At 31.1% G+C, this 18,370-nt stretch carries 14 protein-coding genes, 1 tRNA gene and 1 pseudogene; 5 read left to right on the plus strand and 11 right to left on the minus strand.

Translation table 11 applies throughout. The features are described 5' to 3' along the window. Positions 1-52: 52 nt before the first annotated feature. Complete coding sequence (locus GOY07_RS01500; RefSeq protein ID WP_175837678.1) at positions 53-217, plus strand: hypothetical protein; 165 nt, start codon at positions 53-55, stop codon at positions 215-217. Between the two features lie 620 nt (positions 218-837). Here the strand turns inward: GOY07_RS01500 and GOY07_RS01505 are convergent. The 3 genes from GOY07_RS01505 to GOY07_RS01515 all read right to left on the minus strand — a co-directional run bounded on the left by GOY07_RS01505 (position 838) and on the right by GOY07_RS01515 (position 4,377). Then, positions 838-1,014, minus strand: a complete 177-nt coding sequence (locus GOY07_RS01505; RefSeq protein WP_175837680.1) for a hypothetical protein — start codon at positions 1,012-1,014, stop codon at positions 838-840. 597 nt (positions 1,015-1,611) lie between these two features. After that, positions 1,612-1,767 carry a P-loop NTPase family protein gene (locus GOY07_RS04325; protein ID WP_367618209.1) on the minus strand — a complete coding sequence of 52 codons (156 nt, stop codon included), beginning with the start codon at positions 1,765-1,767 and terminating at the stop codon, positions 1,612-1,614. Positions 1,768-1,887: 120 nt separating this feature from the next. Then, entirely contained in the window at positions 1,888-4,377 is a 2,490-nt protein-coding gene (locus tag GOY07_RS01515; protein WP_175837682.1) for a response regulator, read from the minus strand. A 113-nt stretch (positions 4,378-4,490) separates the two neighbouring features. On the opposite strand from GOY07_RS01515, the gene hemF reads away from it, so the two are divergent. Further along, complete coding sequence (hemF, locus tag GOY07_RS01520; RefSeq protein ID WP_175837684.1) at positions 4,491-5,315, plus strand: oxygen-dependent coproporphyrinogen oxidase; 825 nt, start codon at positions 4,491-4,493, stop codon at positions 5,313-5,315. Positions 5,316-5,841: 526 nt separating this feature from the next. On the opposite strand, the gene GOY07_RS01525 is transcribed toward hemF, so the two are convergent. From GOY07_RS01525 to atpG, 5 genes are all read right to left on the minus strand, one after another. Beyond that, a tRNA-Glu gene (locus GOY07_RS01525) sits at positions 5,842-5,913 on the minus strand. A 1,002-nt stretch (positions 5,914-6,915) separates the two neighbouring features. Further along, positions 6,916-8,109 (minus strand): DEAD/DEAH box helicase, encoded by a 1,194-nt coding sequence (locus GOY07_RS01530; protein WP_246224454.1) that lies wholly within the window; start codon positions 8,107-8,109, stop codon positions 6,916-6,918. A gap of 43 nt (positions 8,110-8,152) precedes the next feature. Continuing rightward, on the minus strand, positions 8,153-8,407 hold the full coding sequence (locus GOY07_RS01535; protein WP_175838496.1) for a cold-shock protein: 255 nt from the start codon (positions 8,405-8,407) through the stop codon (positions 8,153-8,155). 175 nt (positions 8,408-8,582) lie between these two features. After that, positions 8,583-9,917: a TldD/PmbA family protein gene (locus GOY07_RS01540; protein WP_175837685.1), complete on the minus strand. Its 1,335-nt coding sequence runs from the start codon at positions 9,915-9,917 to the stop codon at positions 8,583-8,585. 17 nt (positions 9,918-9,934) lie between these two features. Next, positions 9,935-10,807: an ATP synthase F1 subunit gamma gene (atpG, locus tag GOY07_RS01545; RefSeq protein ID WP_175837687.1), complete on the minus strand. Its 873-nt coding sequence runs from the start codon at positions 10,805-10,807 to the stop codon at positions 9,935-9,937. Positions 10,808-11,058: 251 nt separating this feature from the next. Here atpG and GOY07_RS04175 point away from each other — a divergent pair, with 251 nt between their 5' ends. Beyond that, complete coding sequence (locus GOY07_RS04175; protein ID WP_218938977.1) at positions 11,059-11,211, plus strand: hypothetical protein; 153 nt, start codon at positions 11,059-11,061, stop codon at positions 11,209-11,211. An 888-nt stretch (positions 11,212-12,099) separates the two neighbouring features. On the opposite strand, the gene GOY07_RS04180 is transcribed toward GOY07_RS04175, so the two are convergent. After that, positions 12,100-12,273 carry a hypothetical protein gene (locus GOY07_RS04180; protein WP_218938978.1) on the minus strand — a complete coding sequence of 58 codons (174 nt, stop codon included), beginning with the start codon at positions 12,271-12,273 and terminating at the stop codon, positions 12,100-12,102. Positions 12,274-12,671: 398 nt separating this feature from the next. Between GOY07_RS04180 and GOY07_RS01550 the strand changes: the two genes are divergently transcribed. Next, positions 12,672-13,979, plus strand: a complete 1,308-nt coding sequence (locus GOY07_RS01550) for an adenylosuccinate synthase (RefSeq protein WP_175837689.1) — start codon at positions 12,672-12,674, stop codon at positions 13,977-13,979. A 932-nt stretch (positions 13,980-14,911) separates the two neighbouring features. Here the strand turns inward: GOY07_RS01550 and GOY07_RS01555 are convergent. Then, positions 14,912-15,804, minus strand: a pseudogene (locus tag GOY07_RS01555) (transposase). Between the two features lie 144 nt (positions 15,805-15,948). Beyond that, positions 15,949-16,677, minus strand: coding sequence for a type I glutamate--ammonia ligase (locus GOY07_RS01560; protein ID WP_175837691.1), 729 nt, complete (start codon positions 16,675-16,677; stop codon positions 15,949-15,951). Between the two features lie 310 nt (positions 16,678-16,987). Here GOY07_RS01560 and dnaA point away from each other — a divergent pair, with 310 nt between their 5' ends. Further along, positions 16,988-18,370 carry a chromosomal replication initiator protein DnaA gene (gene dnaA / locus GOY07_RS01565; RefSeq protein ID WP_175837693.1) on the plus strand — a complete coding sequence of 461 codons (1,383 nt, stop codon included), beginning with the start codon at positions 16,988-16,990 and terminating at the stop codon, positions 18,368-18,370.

Genomic DNA, 18,370 nt, shown 5'->3' on the forward strand with positions numbered 1-18,370 from the left:
GTCAAGTAGCTGGTACCAATATTTCCACTGTACAAGAAACTGATAGACAATAATGGAAAAGAAATATACTGAAATATGTAGAATGGCAAAATTTTCAAATGACATGAAATCAAAATTATTGGATGAAAAAGTTGTGAAATCAGCAAAAGAAATGCTGAAACACATATGTTGTAAGAAAACTAAATGCTGTAATTGCAGCAAAGAAAGCACAGTATAACAGACTCTAGCAAAATATGTGCATTTTATAAAAACAGCACTAACTGCATGGATAAATTACTAAAATTTGGAAGAGAAGAAAAATTGTTGCTTACTCTCAATGTTGTAGAAAAACTAGATTGAATTATGGTAAATTTGAATAAGTTAAAGTATGGATATAAGAAAACCATAATATTGCCATTAAAGAAAATGAGAATAAGAATCTAGGAAAATTTAGCTTGAATGTCATACCAATTCTTATTGTTAATGGATTAAATAAGTAGTAACATTACAGAGTTGTTTGTTGCGAGTGAAAAAGAGAGGTGATAAATTTGCATAAAGCACTCTCAAGCAAAGCAATATATCATAAACTTTGTTACGCAAAATGTTCTGTTTTATATACAATCAAAATCTCTTAATATTTTTAGGTACCTTAAACTCTTGACTTATGCTAGCTAGCATAATTCATAACAAGAAAGGCCTCTTGTGTTCTTAAATGTTGTGATATTTGTTTAAGAGATATATTTATACAATCAGTGTTAGAACATTCAGCATAAATAAGCTGTGACTTTCTCTATTCCTAAGATTTAACTGTACTGTAGAGATAAAAATTTTGTTAACTTGTGTTTTATAACGCGTTTTTTAAACCATCTGTCTCCCTTTATCTTGTTCATTGCGAATTAGTTTTACCGTAATATATGAAAACTTCATTTTTTGTACATTCAAGGTGTATATAGACTTGCTGATATTTAAGCTAAATTTTTTCTTAATTATTATTCTCATTTTTTTAATGGTGGTATTAGGGTTTCTTGTATCCATGCTTCAACTTGTTCAAATTGACTCTGATTCAATCTAGTTTTTCTACAACATTGAGGAATATAAACAATTTTTCTTCTCTTTTAAGTTTTAGTGCTTTATCCATACTTTCTCAGCATTTATTTTACTGATTCCATAACTTTTAACCTTGCTATTTTGCTTGCTTCAGTATAACTTCTTTTTCATTATTGTCTATCTCCGTTTCTTGTGCAGTGGAAATTGGTATTAGAATAAGGTTAAAGTAAAATTAGATAGATAAAATTTTTATTTCTACAGTGTAATTAATTCTAGAAATGAAAGGAGTTATAGCTTATCATAAATTGTACTAGATGGCATAAGTCAAAAAATTTGAAAGTACATAAGAATGTTGAGATTATGTACTTATCACTGTGCTTGCCTGAGATTAATCCTGTTAAGAGACTTTGATTATATATAAAACAGAAACATTTTACGTAATAAAGTTTGTGATGTAATTGCTTTACTTGAGAGCACTTTGTACAAATTTATTACTTCTCTTTTTCACTCCACGATTAAACAACGTGTATTCCTCTAATGCATTCTTTTATATTGAAAATTCCTGATCTTATCAATTTATTTTTGCTACTTAGTAATATTTTTATATGTATTTTTCTCTTTTCTACTACAATAGGAAATTTTTAAGTTAATATTAGCATTTCTTTGAGAATCAAAATCTACCAATAAAGTAATTTTTCCTACAGCAGCAAAAGTTGTCGATAAATCTATACTAATAGTGATTTTATAACTCTGCCCTTTTGATTTACTTTGTAATAACCTTGTTTATATTCTTTATATTTTATATTAAATAACCCATATCTTAAAAGCTTTTGCGTTAGAATTTTTTTTTATTTCCTAAAATTAAACCTCTTTTTTTACTTTATGTAATACACTTTGAACTTTGTTTTCTAATTCACTTAGAGTAAATGGCTTTGGTAAAAAGTGAAAATCTTCTATATTAATGTTGTCGTTCTTCAAAAAAGCATCCTCTGCGTATCCAGAAATAAAAATAACATTGATATCAGGCCTGTGAATTAGGGCTTCTTTTACTATCTCTGGACCGCTGACTTCTGGCATTATTACATCAGTGATTATTAGATCTATATGTTGATTTTTTTTACTTATTATTTCTAATGCTTTGCTACCCATACTAGCTTCTATTACATCGAATCCTTTTCTTTTTAATGCCTTGGTGGTGAATTCCCTTACTGAATCTTCATCTTCAATTAATAAAATTATACCATTTATACTATTATCTTTCACTTCATTTGCTACAGGTTTCTCTATTTCTTCACTACCTTTCTCTCTATGATTATCATCTAATATGTAAACCATAGGCAAAAATATGCTAAATTTAGTTCCACGATTTACTTCACTAGCAACATAGATGTACCCCTCAGTTTGTTTAATAATACCATATACAGTAGAGAGACCAAGGCCTGTACCAGAGGTAATATCTTTGGTGGAAAAAAATGGATCAAATACCTTTTCAACGGTATCACTTGCCATACCACATCCAGTATCAATTACTTCAATCATAACATAATTCCCGTGTTCAATTGCTTCCTTATCTGGAGAAAACATACCTTGAGGTGTAGAATTTAATGAATCAATCTTTTTATTAAAAGTTTGTATAGTTAACTCTCCTCCTTTTTCCATAGCAGCACTAGCATTAACTGCTAAGTTAAGTATAACTTGCTCTAATTGTCCTTGATCAGCTCTAACCATACCTAAATCTCTACCATAATAAGTAGTAAATTTTATATTTTCACCTATTAATCTTTTTATCATTTCATAAAGATTAGCTATCGTACTATTTACATCAATAATCTTTGGTTGCATAGTTTGCCTTCTTGAAAAAGCGAGCAATTGCTTAACTAAATTTGATCCACGTTTTGCATTTTGCTGTATTTGTATTATATCTCCGAAAGATGGGTCACCAGCTGAATGCTGTAGTAAAAGTAAGTCACAAAATCCTATTATTCCAGTGAGTATATTGTTGAAGTCATGTGCAATACCACCTGCCAGTTGACCTATGGCTTGCATTTTTTGATAATGCTCAAGCTTTATCTCCAAGTTTTTGTGCTCAGTGTTGTCAACAAAATAACAAAGTATAAACATCATTCTATTATGAAGAAACTTATTGAAATATATTTTCATGTTATCATTGTTATTGAGTTGCACATCAAAAGACGCATTATTTATCCTGTTGCTCGAGAAGTATTCACGTATTTTCATATGATAATTATCAGATATCAATGTAAATATTGAAGTATTGTCTGGTCCTGCAAGTTTTATCAGTGCTGTATTTTTCTTTATAAAACTGCCGTTTATATCACATTGTGCAATAGCGATTGATGAATTTGCAAAACAAGGGTGTAATTGATAATCAATAACGTTTGACTCAACTGGTGTAATAAGGCCATATGTATAGCTATGGTGATGTTTATCACAAAACATAGCAGTGCTCATATAAGCCTTAAATGGGATGCCACTTACAGTAAAAAATAAAATGTTATTATCAGCTGCTGTATTGTTATACTTAGATTGAAATATAAAATCATTAATTGAACTGCCTTTTTCTAATTTTTTCAGTTCAAATATGTCCAAAAACCTTTTATTTACAGATAAAATTACTCCCTTAGTATTTGCAATATAAGTTCCTATATTGTGCTTTTCTATTAATTCCTCGTATACCTGTTCTTTGTTCATTTGTGTTGCTTTCAACACGAAATACCCATGTGGTCTTGCTATTGGTGCTAGTGATAAATTTAAGATCTTATTACTACTTATAGCAATTTGTGGATTATCTGGTATTGGTTCACAAAGCAGAAGAAAGCTAGATATTCTATTTTTCTTATTTATGGCAATGCGTACCTGTACAGAAGAGTTATTCTTTAGTGCATGATATAATGCTTTTTTATCTTTTTCTAAGATATCCCCTACTTCAAGAATTTTGCCTAGTGTAACATCATTATCTATGTGATCTTTAAATCTTTCATAGAACCTTGCATCGGCATAAACAACATCTTCATTTTTGTGTAGAATAAGGCAAAATTCTGTATTGTGGTTTAGTGCATTTGCAAATATTGCATTTTGAAATTCAATAATATTAAGTAAGTATCTATAATGTTTTATATTATATACTATAAAGAGAGTCATTAAAGTACTAACTAATAGATTAATCTCTATGTTAGTGTGATGATCATATATATCAAGAAAGTAGAGTACTGATATTGCTACTGTAGGTAAGAACATAATAACTGCCATAATGACAACTGACATTCCGTGATTCCTCAATATGAAGTCAACCCTGTTCTCTTTTTTGCTATCTATGTATCTTTTACTCATTGTGTATATAAAAATATTTCATTATATTTGTTTAATTATTATAGGTTTATTAACATCTTTGATAGATAATTACCATTTAAATCTCTTTAAGTTAGTATTAGTGGCAAAATATTATGAAAGAACAAAAAACACAAGCTTTCAAATGGTTCTGTGTACTAAGGGATAGAATTGTTGAGTCTTTTTTGTTAATTGAAAGGCAGTCGCCTACAGGTCCCAAAATTGAAAGAAGGAAATGGAATCGTCCAGGTGGTGGTGGAGGGGAATCTACAATTATCTATGGTAACATCTTTGAGAAAGTGGGAGTAAACGTTTCAGAGGTATATGGAAAATTTACAGATTCAGTTATAGATGAAATTCCTGGTGCAAGTGAGAGTAATGGAGAGTTTTGGGCAAGTGGTATATCTTTAGTGTCTCACATGCAATCGCCACTTATTCCTGCAGCACACATGAACACAAGGTTGATGTATACATCAAAACAATGGTTCGGTGGGGGGATGGACTTTACTCCAGCATATAAAAACGAAAAAGATTATAAGTACATCCATGGATCAATCAAAATGACATGTGATAAATTTGATGTTGAATATTATCCAAAATTCAAGAAACAGTGTGACAGATATTTTTTCTTGCGACACAGAAAAGAGCCACGTGGTATTGGCGGGATCTTTTACGATAATCTTAATTCTGGTAGATGGGAAAATGATTTTGAGTTTACAAAAGCAGTAGGTAAAAATTTTTTGGAAATTTATTTACATATTGTACGTCAACATATGCACAAGCCTTGGACGAAAGAACAACGAGAGGCCCAATTAATAAAACGCGGCAGGTATGTAGAATTTAATCTGTTATATGACCGTGGCACAAAGTTTGGTTTAATGACAAATGGTAATCCAGATGCAATTATGATGTCAATGCCACCTCTTGTTAAGTGGATGTAGAGAGCTATCGGACGTAAAGGGTTGCTATTAAAAGTAGTAATATAAAAATTTTGAAACTAGCTTTAATCAATCCTTTTAGCAATATAAGGTCATTTAATATAAATAATAGCAAGTTTTAGCTGTGCTTTAGGGGTACATAGTGAAGAATTTTGATTGTGATTTATTTATACTAGTTTTGATTATTAATAAATCAAAAGAGTTTAATCTTATTGGGAGGTTTTAATTGTATATAAAATAGAATGTTTTGCATAATAAAGTATATAATACAATTATTATGTTCGAGAGCACTTTGTGCAAACTTATTACCTCTCTTTTTTATCACAATTAAATAATTCTGCAATACCACTTATTTGGTTTACTAATAATCCTTAGCCTTAAAAAGGAAGACATTATCATGTTTTTTAGTTGCATTACGTTGTAAATATAGTGACTTTGTTTTAGATTATAAGCTTAAAGTTCAGTCTACTAAAAAAACTACCATAACTGCAAGCAGAAGACTGACTACTTGTACTCTTGGCGCCTTAAATGACTCTTACGGGACTTGAACCCGTGTTACCACCGTGAAAGGGTGGTGTCCTAACCACTAGACGAAAGAGTCAGTGTGAATTAGTTAAATTATACTGATTATGCATATGAAGTCAATTCAATTATTTTGAAACATAAAAACCTTTTTCTTCCATATTCAATATTCATCGAATTTACTTTAAAATTAGAAGTTTTGGCTCTCTATTTTTATACTAGTTCTCATTGTTAGTAGGCAAATAAGTGGCATTGCAAAGTTATTTGATTGCAGAGTGAGAAAAAGAGAAATAATAGATTTGTACAAAGCGTTTTCAAGCAAAGCAATTATATTATACACTTTATTATGTATAATGTTCTGTTTTATATACAACCAAAATCTCTTAATAAGATTGAGCCAAGGTGAGTGTGGTAGCAGTTACATAATCTCAATATTTTTAGATACGTTTAAATTTTTTGGCTTATACCAACTAGCACAATTCATGACAAGGAAAGCTTCTCAAATCAACCGTGGTCCAATTTTCGAATGTGTGCAAAATTACGATTCATCAAAGATGAATAATTATTGTTCAGGATGCTTACTAATAGTTTCATTTAGCTTTATCTTGTTGTTGTGAATTAGTCTTGTCGTAATATACGAAAACTTAATTTTTTGCATATTCCGATGTGCTGTAGACTTGCTGATATTCAAGCTGAATTTTTCTTGGATTATCATTTCATGAATGATAATATTAGAATTTTCTTATGTTCATACTTTAACTTATTTAAATTGACTTAGTTCAATCTAGTTTTTCTACGATGTTGAGTAGGAGTAAGTAATTTTGCTTCTCTTTCAAATTTAGGTACTTATATCCATATAAAGTCTATAATATAGTTGCTTTACTTGAGAGCGCTTTATGTAAGCTTATTACCTCTCTCTTTTTTACTCTACAATTAAATAATTCTGCAATGTTATTTATTTACCTAGCTAATAATAAGGATTGGTATCACTTTTCCAAAGTATTTTTTTACTCTGGGATTTTTTAGGAATGGAAAAGTGGTAAATATATTAGTATATATTCTCTAGTGCTCTACTTTTCTTTTAAAAAGTACTAGTCTTTTTTCTACCATGCTTAATTTTTAGTGCACTTAGCCTTCTAGAAACTTTTTTACTGCTACGTTTCTTAAATTGTACATTATAATCAAAATTTAGCTCTCCTTTTTTATCTGTTAGTGCAGGTAGCCTTTTTTTATCTTGAGGGGTAATAAAGGATAGTGCGTACCCTTTAGCTCCAGCACGTGCAGTTCTACCTATGCGGTGAATATAGTCAGCTTGCGATTGTGGTGCGTCATAATTAATAACATGTTGGATATGGGAGATATCAAGACCTCGAGAAGCAATATCTGTTGCAACCATAATTTGATTATTGCCATGACGAAAAGAATTAATAACTCTCTCGCGTTTGTGCTGCTGCAAGTCACCATGAATTGCCAAAGCACTATGGTTATCCTTGCGCAATTTGTAAGCCAGTTGATCTGCTCCTTGCTTTGTCTTGACAAAAATAATGGTCGATCCTTCACGTTGACGTAATTGTGTAACAAGCTTTCCATACTTTTCTGACTCTAATGCATAAACAATTTCTTGCTTGATCTTTGCAGGAGTTGTAGCTTCATTTCCAACAGAAATACGTTCTGGGTGATTCAAGTACTTCTCAGCAAGTTTAACTATATTATCAGGAAGAGATGCGGAAAACATAAGGGTTTGCCGCATTTTTGGAAGATATTTCATAATCTCTTCAATTTGAATTCTGAAACCCATATCAAGCATACGATCTGTTTCATCAAGTACAAGAGTGCTAACATTACCAGTCATCAGAGTTTTGCGTTCAATATGGTCTATAATACGGCCAGGGGTGCCTATTATAATTTGTGGGCTTCTCTGAAGCTGACCTAGCTGCCTGAAAATAGGCTCACCACCAATTAATAAAGCAATCTTTAGCACAGAGTTTTGAAACAAAAGCTTCCTTATTTCATTCATTACCTGCTGTGCAAGCTCTCTGGTTGGTACGATAACTAAAGCTGAACTAACGTCAAACTCACCTAATAACTTAGCAATTAATGGAATAGCAAACGCCAAAGTTTTCCCAGTTCCAGTTTGAGCAGAGCCAAGGATATCTTTACCCTTTAAAGCTAAGGGAATTGCCTGTGCTTGAATTGGAGTTGGAACAGAAAGACTATTTTTATCTAGAGCTTGTCCAAGCAATAGTGGAAGCCCCATTTCGTAAAAATCGTTCACAATATATCAGCTTTACTAAAAACTTTTATTATCGGAACGCAAATTAATCTCCTAACAACTTCAAATTTATTGCAGATTTTTTTCCTTCTCCGTTTCTACCGCGCTCTTCTTTAAGCTCATAGCTTACTCTTTCTCCTTTTATTCCCCTTTCCTTATTTTCTCCTCTAAGTGAATCAGGTCTTATTCCTGAGCGTTCTAGCGTGCTGATATGTACAAAAACATCACTGCCATTAACTTCTGGCTTAATAAAACCATAACCTTTTTCAGCATTAAACCACTTTATATTACCGAATTCCATTAAAAAAACTCCCAAATTCATTAACTAACATTACTAATGTGATGAAAAACTTTGAAATTATAATTGAGAATGCCTAAAGCTTAGTTGCTGAAATCAAACTTCCATATTTCATAGTCTATTCTTAACATTACACAACTATAATACATAATTGTTATACTTGATGCAACTAAATTTTTTAATTATTAAGCGAACCTGCAACTGTCATTTCACTAACTTTAATTGTTGGTGAATTAAATTGCCCACAGAAGGTTAGATCGTCCGCGATGACTAAGTTGCTAAACATTTTTTTTAAATTGCTGGCAATAGTAATCTCGTGTATTGGGTACGTTATTTTGCCATTTTCTATGAAAAATCCTGATGCACCTTGACTGTAATCACCATTGATTAAATTGATACCAAAACCAAATAAATCAGTTATATATATTCCCTCTTTCACTTCTTCAATTAATTCTTTAACTGATATATTACCATTTTCGACGTAAAGGTTGCTAGCTGCAGGAATAATTGCAGCATTACTCGCACGAGTTGCGTTTCCAGTTGTTTCTAAGTTTAACTTTTTAGCCGAGTATAGATCTAAAATCCAATTTTGTAGTACTCCGTTTTTTACAAATATGTTTTTTCTGCTAGTTATTCCTTCTCCATCAAATGGTCTTGATTCTATTCCCCTTGGTAATAATGGGTCATCAATAATGTTGATTCTATCATTAAAAATCTGAGTATTTAAACTATTTCTCAAGAAAGAGCTGTTATTCACAATGCTGCTGCCGTTTATAGCAGAAGCAAAACTTCTTATTAGCTCTTTTGCTGCTCTTTTTTCAAAAATAACTGGAAATTTACCAGTTTTAATTGTGCGTGAATTCAATTGATCAATTGCTCTTTTTGCTGCTTCTTTTCCTATTAACTCTGGCAATTTCAAATCACCAAAGTTACATGCTATATCGTAATCATAGCCAACCTTCATCTCACTTTCCCTTCCAGCAACAACAGAAACATGATTAGCAAAAGTTGATTTACTAAATGAGCCAATAAAACCAGAGACAGTAGATAATACTGTATTTACTAAAATATGTAAAGAAGAGGCTCCTTCAGAATTAATGATATTTTTATGTGCAAGAGCTGAGTTTTCTGCAATTTTAACAATTTCTTTTAAATTATCAATAGTTACAATATTATTATCTAAGATACCTAAATCTTTAGAAGATGTACAACTATCTCTATCTATGGTAAAATTAACGCAAGGATCTTCTTGTGCATTTTTTGCCATTTCTACTACTTTATTTACCGTGTCACTAAGATTATTTAAATCGTTTGTCGAAATATATGCAGCTTTTGTTTTACCTGCTATAGCTCTAATCCCTATAGTGCAATTCTTAGATTGTGATATTTGTTCAATTTTTGATAGGCGTTGAGAAACCAAGATTTTGTTAGTGTCATATATTACAACCTCTGCGTCTTGGTTTTGCTTTTTTATTAATTTAGTTATGTCTGCTGCAATATTTAATATATTCATTTTTGTTCATGAAGCTTCTATAAAGATTCTGCACCACCTATCACTTCGATTAAGTCAGTTGTAATCGCTGCTTGACGAGAACGATTGTAAAGTAATGCCAGATTATTTAGCATTTCCTTAGTATTTCTATTCGCAGATTCCATAGCAAACATTCTAGCACTATTCTCACTTGCTGCACTTTCAAGTAAAGCAGAGTAAAGGGCAGCTACAACGTAATTTTGGATCAAAGATCGTAAAATAAATTCAGTATTTGGTGGTTCATATTCGTAGTTATAGCCGATTGTTGAATTGGTTAGAGAATCATCAATCAAAGATGAATTTTTACTCCATGGTTTTATCATTTCCAAAATTGGCTTCTGTGTGAAAGTATTGTAAAATTTGTTGTAAAAAACTTTAACCTTATCATATTTATTAAGATCCATACTATCAACTAAAGCTTCTATACGTTTTAGCGTAACCTCTTTACTATTTACAATTTTTAAAATGCTTTTAGAGTCGAACCTATTTTTACCTATATCAAAAGCTTTTTTACCAAGAAATACGATATCTACTCCTTTACCACTCGCAATCAACTTATTTACGTGCTCTTGGCTAGATTTTATAATAGAGGAATTAAAATTGCTACATAAGCCACGATCAGATGCAATGATAAATACTAGATAAGAATCATTATCACCAGTATTGAAGATTTTTGCCAATAATTCCTGGTCTGTTGATAATATTAGTGAAGAAATGATGCTATGCAGCTTAGATATATACAATTTTGAACTTGATAACTTTTTTTGGCTCTGTAGTAACTTTGCTGCAGAGACCATTTGCATTATTTTCGTAGTTTTCTGTACAGACCTAATATTCTTAATTCTTAAAGATAATTCCTTTAAGCTCTTCATTTTAAATACAACTCTGATTTATTAAAAATATATAATTATTCATGTTAAAAAGCAAGTTCTTTTGATGTGAAGAGATATAAGTTTTTCACATCTCTCTTTTATACACTATGATTAAGGAATGAATAGACAATAATGAAAAAGAAGCGTACTGAAGTTAAGTAAAATAGCAAGGGTTAAATGGCATTAAAATCAAGATTATTGGATGAAGAAATTTCGTAGAGTTAACATAAAGAAATGCTAATGCTGTGGGTGTGGCAAAGAAGTACAATATAACAGCCGTAGCAAAATGCGTTACATTTCAGAACAGCATTGACTACATGGATAAAGCACCTAAAATTAGAAAAGGAAAAAAATTGTTTACTTCTCCTCAATATCATAGAAAGACTAGATTGAATCAGAGTTAATTTAAACAAGTTGAAGTATAGATACAAGAAAGCCCTGATATTATTATTAAAGAGATAAGAATCCAGAAAAATTTAACTTAAATGTCAGTAAATCTATAGTATACCTTGAATGTGTGAAAAATGAAGTTTCGTATATTACGTAAAGGTCAATTTATAATGAATAAGATGAAAATAGTCAAGAAGAGTCATCCATCTTCGAAAATTGAAAATGGGTGATTTAAAGAGGGCGTTAAAACATAAGTTAAAGTAAAATTAGGTAGAAAAATTTTGTCTCTATAGTGCAGTTAATCCTAGAAATAGAGAACATTATAGCTTATTTATACCGAATATAAACACTAATTCTACAAATATATTTCTTGAGCGAATGTCGCTATATTTAAGAATAGGAGTAGCCTTTCTTTTCATAAATTGTGTTAGTTAGCATAAGTTAAAAAATTTAAAAGTATCTAAAAATATTGGGATTATATACCTACCACCATACTCATCGAGCTCAATCTCATTAAAAAACTTTGGTTGTATATGAAAAGGAACATTTTGCATAATAAAATCCATAATACAATTGCTTTGCTTGAGGGTAGTTTGTGTAAATTTATTACCTCTCTTTTTCTTCCGCAATCAAACAGCTCTGCAATGTTACTTGTTTGACTCACTAAATGAGAATTGTTATTACCAATAGTCTTAATTAACTTTTTTTAAGTCTTCCTGACTATTTTTATCTTGTTCATTATAAATTGACCTTTGCATGATATACGAAAACTTCATTTTTTACACGTTCAAGGTATACTATAGACCTGCTAACATTTGAGTTAAATTTTTCTAGATTCTTATCTCTTTAATGATAATATCAGGGCTTTCTTGTATCTATACTTCAACTTATTTAAATTAACTCTAATTCAATCTAGTCTTTCTATGATATTGAGGAGAAATAAACAATTTTTTTCCTTCCACAATTTTTAGGTGCTTTATCCATATAGTCAATGCTGTTCTGAAATATAACACATTTTTGTTAAAGATATCTCCTATGGTAGAAGTTGCTCGCTCTCTGATTCTGCAAATCAACATGCTATACTTTAAACGCTTTATGAGTGTGTTTCAGCTTATATAGGGAAAAATCTAGAAGTGTTGCAAAGTTATAAGGTACACATAGTGCAAAAAATTAAACATAAGAGGATAATTGCATGATACCTCGTTGTTTAATAAACTGTACAGTTGAGGATAACTGGAAATATCTTCATGGACTAAAATGGAGAGCTGTCGAGTTTATCAAGTAATTTTTTTGTATTTCTGCAAGCTACTTGAATTTTTGAAATCACGATATTCTTACAGATGTGGGCTAAGTGTCACTAAGATGATTCTAATAATTGTTAAAAGAATTGCTAAAATCTAGAAATTCAGAACATTACTCCTTGTCATTTGCAGAGTACTGCATTAATATTTGCATGTTAACTCAGAAGATGTTGATGAATAATATTGTAATTATTGGCCTACAGTGGGGCGATGAAGGTAAAGGTAAAGTGGTAGATTATCTTTCCGAGAATGCAGATGTGGTTGTAAGATTTCAAGGAGGAAATAATGCAGGACATACCATAGTAATAGATGATGAAGTTTATAAATTAAATTTACTGCCTTCCGCTGTTTTAAGGGCAGGTAAAATATCCATAATAGGGAATGGCGTTGCCCTTGATCCATATGCTCTAATTTCAGAGATAGAGTCGTTGAAAATTAAAAGAATGAATATCGATCCTCATAATTTAATGATATCGGAAAGCTGCCCATTAGTACTTAGTGTACATAAAGAAAAGGAGAAACTGTTTGAAAATCTAAATAAAAATTACAAAATTGGCACAACAAATAAAGGGATAGGGCCATGTTACGAAGATAAAGTTGGGAGAAGAGCTATACGCCTTTGTGACTTAGAAGATGCAGATGAACTTAACAAAAGGTTAGATACTCTCTTAAATTACCACAATACTATCAGGAAAGGCCTAAGCTGTCGGGTGATAAAGAAAGAAAAAATATTAAGGGAAATTAAAGAGATTGCAGAAAAAATCCTTCCATATAGGAAGCCAGTTTGGAAAATATTAGGTAATCTTGTGAAAGAAGGTAAGAAAATAATATTTGAAGGAGCCCAAGGGACTTTTTTAGACATTGATCATGGAACCTATCCTTTTGTTACTTCAAGTAATACCATAGTATCACAAGCAATGACAGGCTCCGGATTATCCTCTAATGCTTATGTTATTGGTGTAGTAAAAGCTTACACAACAAGAGTAGGCAATGGCCCATTTCCTACTGAGCAAAAAAATGAAATAGGAAATAGCTTATTCACTATAGGCAAGGAGCTTGGAACAGTAAGCAATAGAAAAAGGCGCTGTGGATGGCTTGATGCAGTTTTAGTACGACAAGCAGTACAACTTTCTGGAGTTTCAGGCATTGTATTAACTAAATTAGATGTCCTTGATTCTCTTGATAAAATTAAGATATGTACTGGTTATCAGTACAGTGGAAAAATGTATGATTATTTGTCTGCATCACATTCAATTCAAGAAGAATTAGAGCCAATATATGAAGAATTTCCTGGTTGGAAAAAAAGTACTAGAGGTGAAAAATTAGCTGAGAAATTGCCTATTAACTTGGTGAAATATATAAGAAGAGTGGAAGAATTAGTAGGTATACCGATTCATCTAATTTCGACCGGTCCAAAACGAGAGGATATTATTAAGCTTAAAGATTTTGAATTTTCTGAGGGTGTTTTTGTATCTTATTAACTATTACCTAAATAAAAAGATACTTAATTTACAAAAAACACTTACATAGCTTTATATTAGGAAAGCAAAAAAGTTAAATTTAATTCCAATGCTTGTAATTACTTTCAGTATTTCATTATTAAAGTTAATATAAGGCAAGGCTTTAATAGCCTGGTTGCTCTTAAAGTGGAGTATGTTTTTTAGAGTAATGTATAGATGTGATGTATTGAATGCAATTACTAGTTATTTTAAGGATTTTTTTGAAAAAGCAAAGCAACGAAAGCAGAAAAAATAACAATCAAACTATGGATAATGGATGGGCTTATGAACTAGTAAAGAACATGTCTTTACAGATATCTGTTCTTTGATAGATAATTTATATATATTGCAGGATTTTATTTTTCGTGATGAGGAAGAACTAAAGGAGTATATCAGTTCTATGTACTGCCTGCTTTTATACGTCTCGAAGAAAAGATCAAAAAATGAAAGAAAGTTCTTCAGTAAAAACTTTACTGGCCAATCATATAAAATAACGCTTTATATAAAAATTAAATAATCTCGTTAAAAGTTTTAGCAAAATACTGATTATATCTGTTCTTAATCAAGAAAATGGTGATAGGTTCTAGATTAGAAAATCTAGGCACAAAGTATGTTTTTTGGAATTTTTTAAAGGAAAACGAGCTTTAATACTATGTTGTCGAATTAAAAAAACTCTAGGTGCCATATTTATGGCCTAATAACTGATACGGACTTTAAACAAATTCATTAAGAGTCAATGGTATTTCACAGAAGAGAAAAATGTTAATGAGTTGAAAATCTATTACAATAAAAAGTATGATATATACTCTCGTCGAGAAGGTAAAAAAGATATTATGGATTTTAAGATGGTGTATGTTATAAAGTAATAAGTAAGTGACTCATAAAAGATGAGTCTGGTTTTCATTGTTAATAAGTCAATAAATAGCATTGCAGAGCTGTTTCATTGCGGAGTGAGAATTAAAGAGGTAATAAATTTGCACGAAGCGCTCTCAAGTAAGGTAATCTATCGTAGACTTTATTGTGCAAAATGTTCTGTTTTATATAGAACTAAAGTCTCTCAATAGGATTGAGCTCAGGTGAGTGTGGCAGTATGTATATAATCTCTATGTTTTTAGATGCCTTTAAATTTTTCGACTTATGCTAATCTTGTTCTTAAATATTGTGACATTTGTTCAAGAAATATATTCATACAATCAGTGTTAACATTAGATATAAATAAGCTAGAACTCTCCGTTTCTAAGATAACCGCACTGTATAGATAAAAATTTTTTCTACTTAATTTTACTTTAACCTGCGTTCTAATGCTCTTTTTCAATTACCCATTTCTAACTTTTGAATGTGGGTAAACCACAATTTCATCAAGGATGAATAACTCTTGTTTATGATATTTATCAATAGTCTAATTAAGTTTTTTCACTTTTCTTGTCTATATTTTATTTTGCCAATTGTGAATTGGTCTTGAAGTAATATACGAAGACTTCATTTTTGCATATTGTGGTGTGTTGTAAACTTGCTAACATTAGCTAAATTTTCCCTGGATTCTTATCCTCGTTTCTTTGATGGTAATATTAGTTTTTTTTGTGTCTATATTTTAAATTAATCTAGATTAAATCTAGTTTTCTACGATGTTGAAGATGTTGATAAACAAATTTTTTTCTCTTTCAAATTTTAGGTGCTTTATCCATATGGTTAGTACTATTCTTGAAATGCAACATATTTTTGCTTATGCATTATTTTGCACTTCCTTTAACATTTCTTTTGCTGATTCTACGACTTTCTCATTCAATAATTTTGATTTCAATGCTATTAAAATCTCCTATTTTACTTACTTCAGCATGGCTTCTTTTTCATTATTGCTTATCTGTTCTTATACAGTGGGAATTGATATAAGCTTAATTATACCAGTTGAATTAATACTAGCTGTGTTGAATCTATATCTGGTAGTTAGAGTTTATATTAAATTTTCCATCTTGTATTGAGGGTCAGATGCAATGCCATATACTCTGTTTGGCGGGGCAATTTTGTTTCCTATTCCAAAAGTAATACCTTCAATTATTGCTGTGATCACTTTTTCAAGTTTACAATCTGCCCCAGGAACACGGTGTTCTAGACGGCACTTACTACCGAGACAGGGAATTCTTATTGCAGCAGTTCTATTGTTCACGCCCCAACTAATTGTAGTTGGCGTGTGAATATCTGGATATTGAAACCTTAAATATGAATCATTGCTTGGAGCGAAAAATGGCATGTGTTCTTTCATCATAGCGCATAACCCACCAATACCATGAATTAAGTAATCACTGTACTTTTTTTCATTACAGTTAAATAAATTACTGTTGGTTGAATCTACCAAATTAACATGCACGTTTAATGCACTGCCTGCTCTATCCAAATATGGCTTTGCTTTAAAAGAAATATTCCCGCCAAGTTTTTGTGCTGTTTCGGTAAGTAATTCTTTTGCTAACTCAAAATGCTTAATTAGGTTATTAGAATCATTATAACAGCCACTTTTTATCTCATATTGATGTATAGAACTCTCTTTCTCGCAAGAAAACCCAAGCAAAGCTATTTTACTTTTAACGCTATTAAGAAATAAATGCTCTCTCTCTATTCCTTCAATATAGAATTCTAATTCAATGCCAAATTCAATGCAACAATTCAAATTGCTTAATATAATCATAGACTTGTTTCAGTAAATTCACGTTAGGTTAGTCTTACTTATATAAGTGCTTTACTTTTTTACCAACAGGTTTAATATCTTTTTTACGTATCAATGTATCATTACTTTTTTAATATACTGCTAATCCTTGACACAAGCGATGTTTCATTTATTGAAATAAAAATGATCAATTTTAGTGCTTTTATACCCTTTACAACGCATTAAAAATCGCCATAATTTTAAGTGTGTATTAAGTAGTATTAGTTTTTTGCAGCAAGCTGTTAATTATCTTATTACTTTTCTAATTATTGCTTTTGTCTTGGTGTAGTGTATGAGCTTAATTAAGCCTGAGGTTTCTGCTATGTTTTTCGATCAAATTGTTACAGTAACGGATCATAATATTGCTTGGGAAAAAATCCAAAATCTTCTTTATAACTTTTATGGAGAAGCAACATATAACAGCTGGTTAAGTTCACTTAAATTTGTTAGTAGTAGTAATGGAGAAGTTTTGTTATCTGCACCAACGAAATTCATAAAAGAGTGGATTATAGTTCACTACATGAAAAAGATATTATTATTATGGCAAAATGAAGATAAAAATATATGTTCTATTGATATTCAAGTAACCGAAGAAAAGAATTCAAGCCCTGGCATCATATTAAAAAGCAAGGAGGAAAGTATTAATAATCTTGGTTCACCACTAGATCCGAGATTTACTTTTGATAATTTCGTGGTAGGAAAGCCAAATGAATTAGCATTTACGGCTGCAAGGCGTGTGGCAGAGTCCATAGATCCGATATCAGGGAGTAATCCTCTGTTTTTGTATGGCGGAGTTGGACTCGGTAAAACACACTTAATGCATGCTATAGCTTGGCACATAGTTAATTCTCCATCAGCAAAAAGAAAGGTAGTATATTTGTCGGCAGAGAAGTTCATGTATCAATATATTACAGCACTACGGAGCAAAGACATTATGTTATTTAAAGAGCAGTTTAGATCGGTAGATGTATTGATGGTAGATGATGTACAATTTATCAGTGGTAAAGATAGCACACAAGAAGAATTCTTTCACACTTTTAATGCATTGATAGATCAAAACAAACAATTGGTTATATCAGCTGATAGGTCTCCTAGTGATCTTGATGGAGTAGAAGAAAGAATAAAGTCACGGCTAGGCTGGGGGTTGGTGGCAGACATTAATGAAACGACTTTCGAATTAAGACTTGGTATACTGCAAGCCAAAGTGGAGCAAATGAATATTTATGTTTCACAGGATGTCCTAGAGTTTTTGGCAAAGAATATAAAATCTAACATAAGAGAATTAGAAGGCGCATTAAACAAAGTTGCCCATACTTCATTGATTGGAAGGAGTGTGACAGTGGAATCAGCTAGTGAAACTCTGATAGACCTTCTTAGGTCAAATCATAGATCAATTACAATAGCAGAAATACAAAAGAAGATAGCTGAATTTTTTAATATAAAGGTTACAGATATGCATTCTAATAGAAGGCTCCGCGGTCTTGTAAGACCAAGGCAAATAGCTATGTATTTTGCTAAGAAATTTACACACAAAAGCCTGCCAGACATTGGAAGAAGCTTTGGTGGCAGAGATCATGCTACTGTTATACATGCAGTGAAACAAATAGAAAACTTTATAAAAACTGATTCAGAATTTGCTGATGAAATCAATCAGTTAAGGAAAATGTTTAAGTAG

This window comes from Wolbachia endosymbiont of Litomosoides sigmodontis, assembly GCF_013365435.1.
Taxonomy (GTDB): Bacteria; Pseudomonadota; Alphaproteobacteria; order Rickettsiales; family Anaplasmataceae; genus Wolbachia.

Bases quoted from the DNA above. Each gene is read 5' to 3' on its own strand.
- GOY07_RS04180 (WP_218938978.1), bottom strand. From the start codon at position 12,273: ATGTTGATTTGCAGAATCAGAGAGCGAGCAACTTCTACCATAGGAGAT.
- hemF (WP_175837684.1), top strand. From the start codon at position 4,491: ATGAAAGAACAAAAAACACAAGCTTTCAAATGGTTCTGTGTACTAAGG.
- GOY07_RS01515 (WP_175837682.1), bottom strand. From the start codon at position 4,377: ATGAGTAAAAGATACATAGATAGCAAAAAAGAGAACAGGGTTGACTTC.
- GOY07_RS01500 (WP_175837678.1), top strand. From the start codon at position 53: ATGGAAAAGAAATATACTGAAATATGTAGAATGGCAAAATTTTCAAAT.
- GOY07_RS01540 (WP_175837685.1), bottom strand. From the start codon at position 9,917: ATGAATATATTAAATATTGCAGCAGACATAACTAAATTAATAAAAAAG.
- GOY07_RS01535 (WP_175838496.1), bottom strand. From the start codon at position 8,407: ATGGAATTCGGTAATATAAAGTGGTTTAATGCTGAAAAAGGTTATGGT.
- GOY07_RS01505 (WP_175837680.1), bottom strand. From the start codon at position 1,014: ATGGATACAAGAAACCCTAATACCACCATTAAAAAAATGAGAATAATA.
- atpG (WP_175837687.1), bottom strand. From the start codon at position 10,807: ATGAAGAGCTTAAAGGAATTATCTTTAAGAATTAAGAATATTAGGTCT.
- GOY07_RS01560 (WP_175837691.1), bottom strand. From the start codon at position 16,677: ATGATTATATTAAGCAATTTGAATTGTTGCATTGAATTTGGCATTGAA.
- dnaA (WP_175837693.1), top strand. From the start codon at position 16,988: ATGAGCTTAATTAAGCCTGAGGTTTCTGCTATGTTTTTCGATCAAATT.
- GOY07_RS01550 (WP_175837689.1), top strand. From the start codon at position 12,672: ATGAATAATATTGTAATTATTGGCCTACAGTGGGGCGATGAAGGTAAA.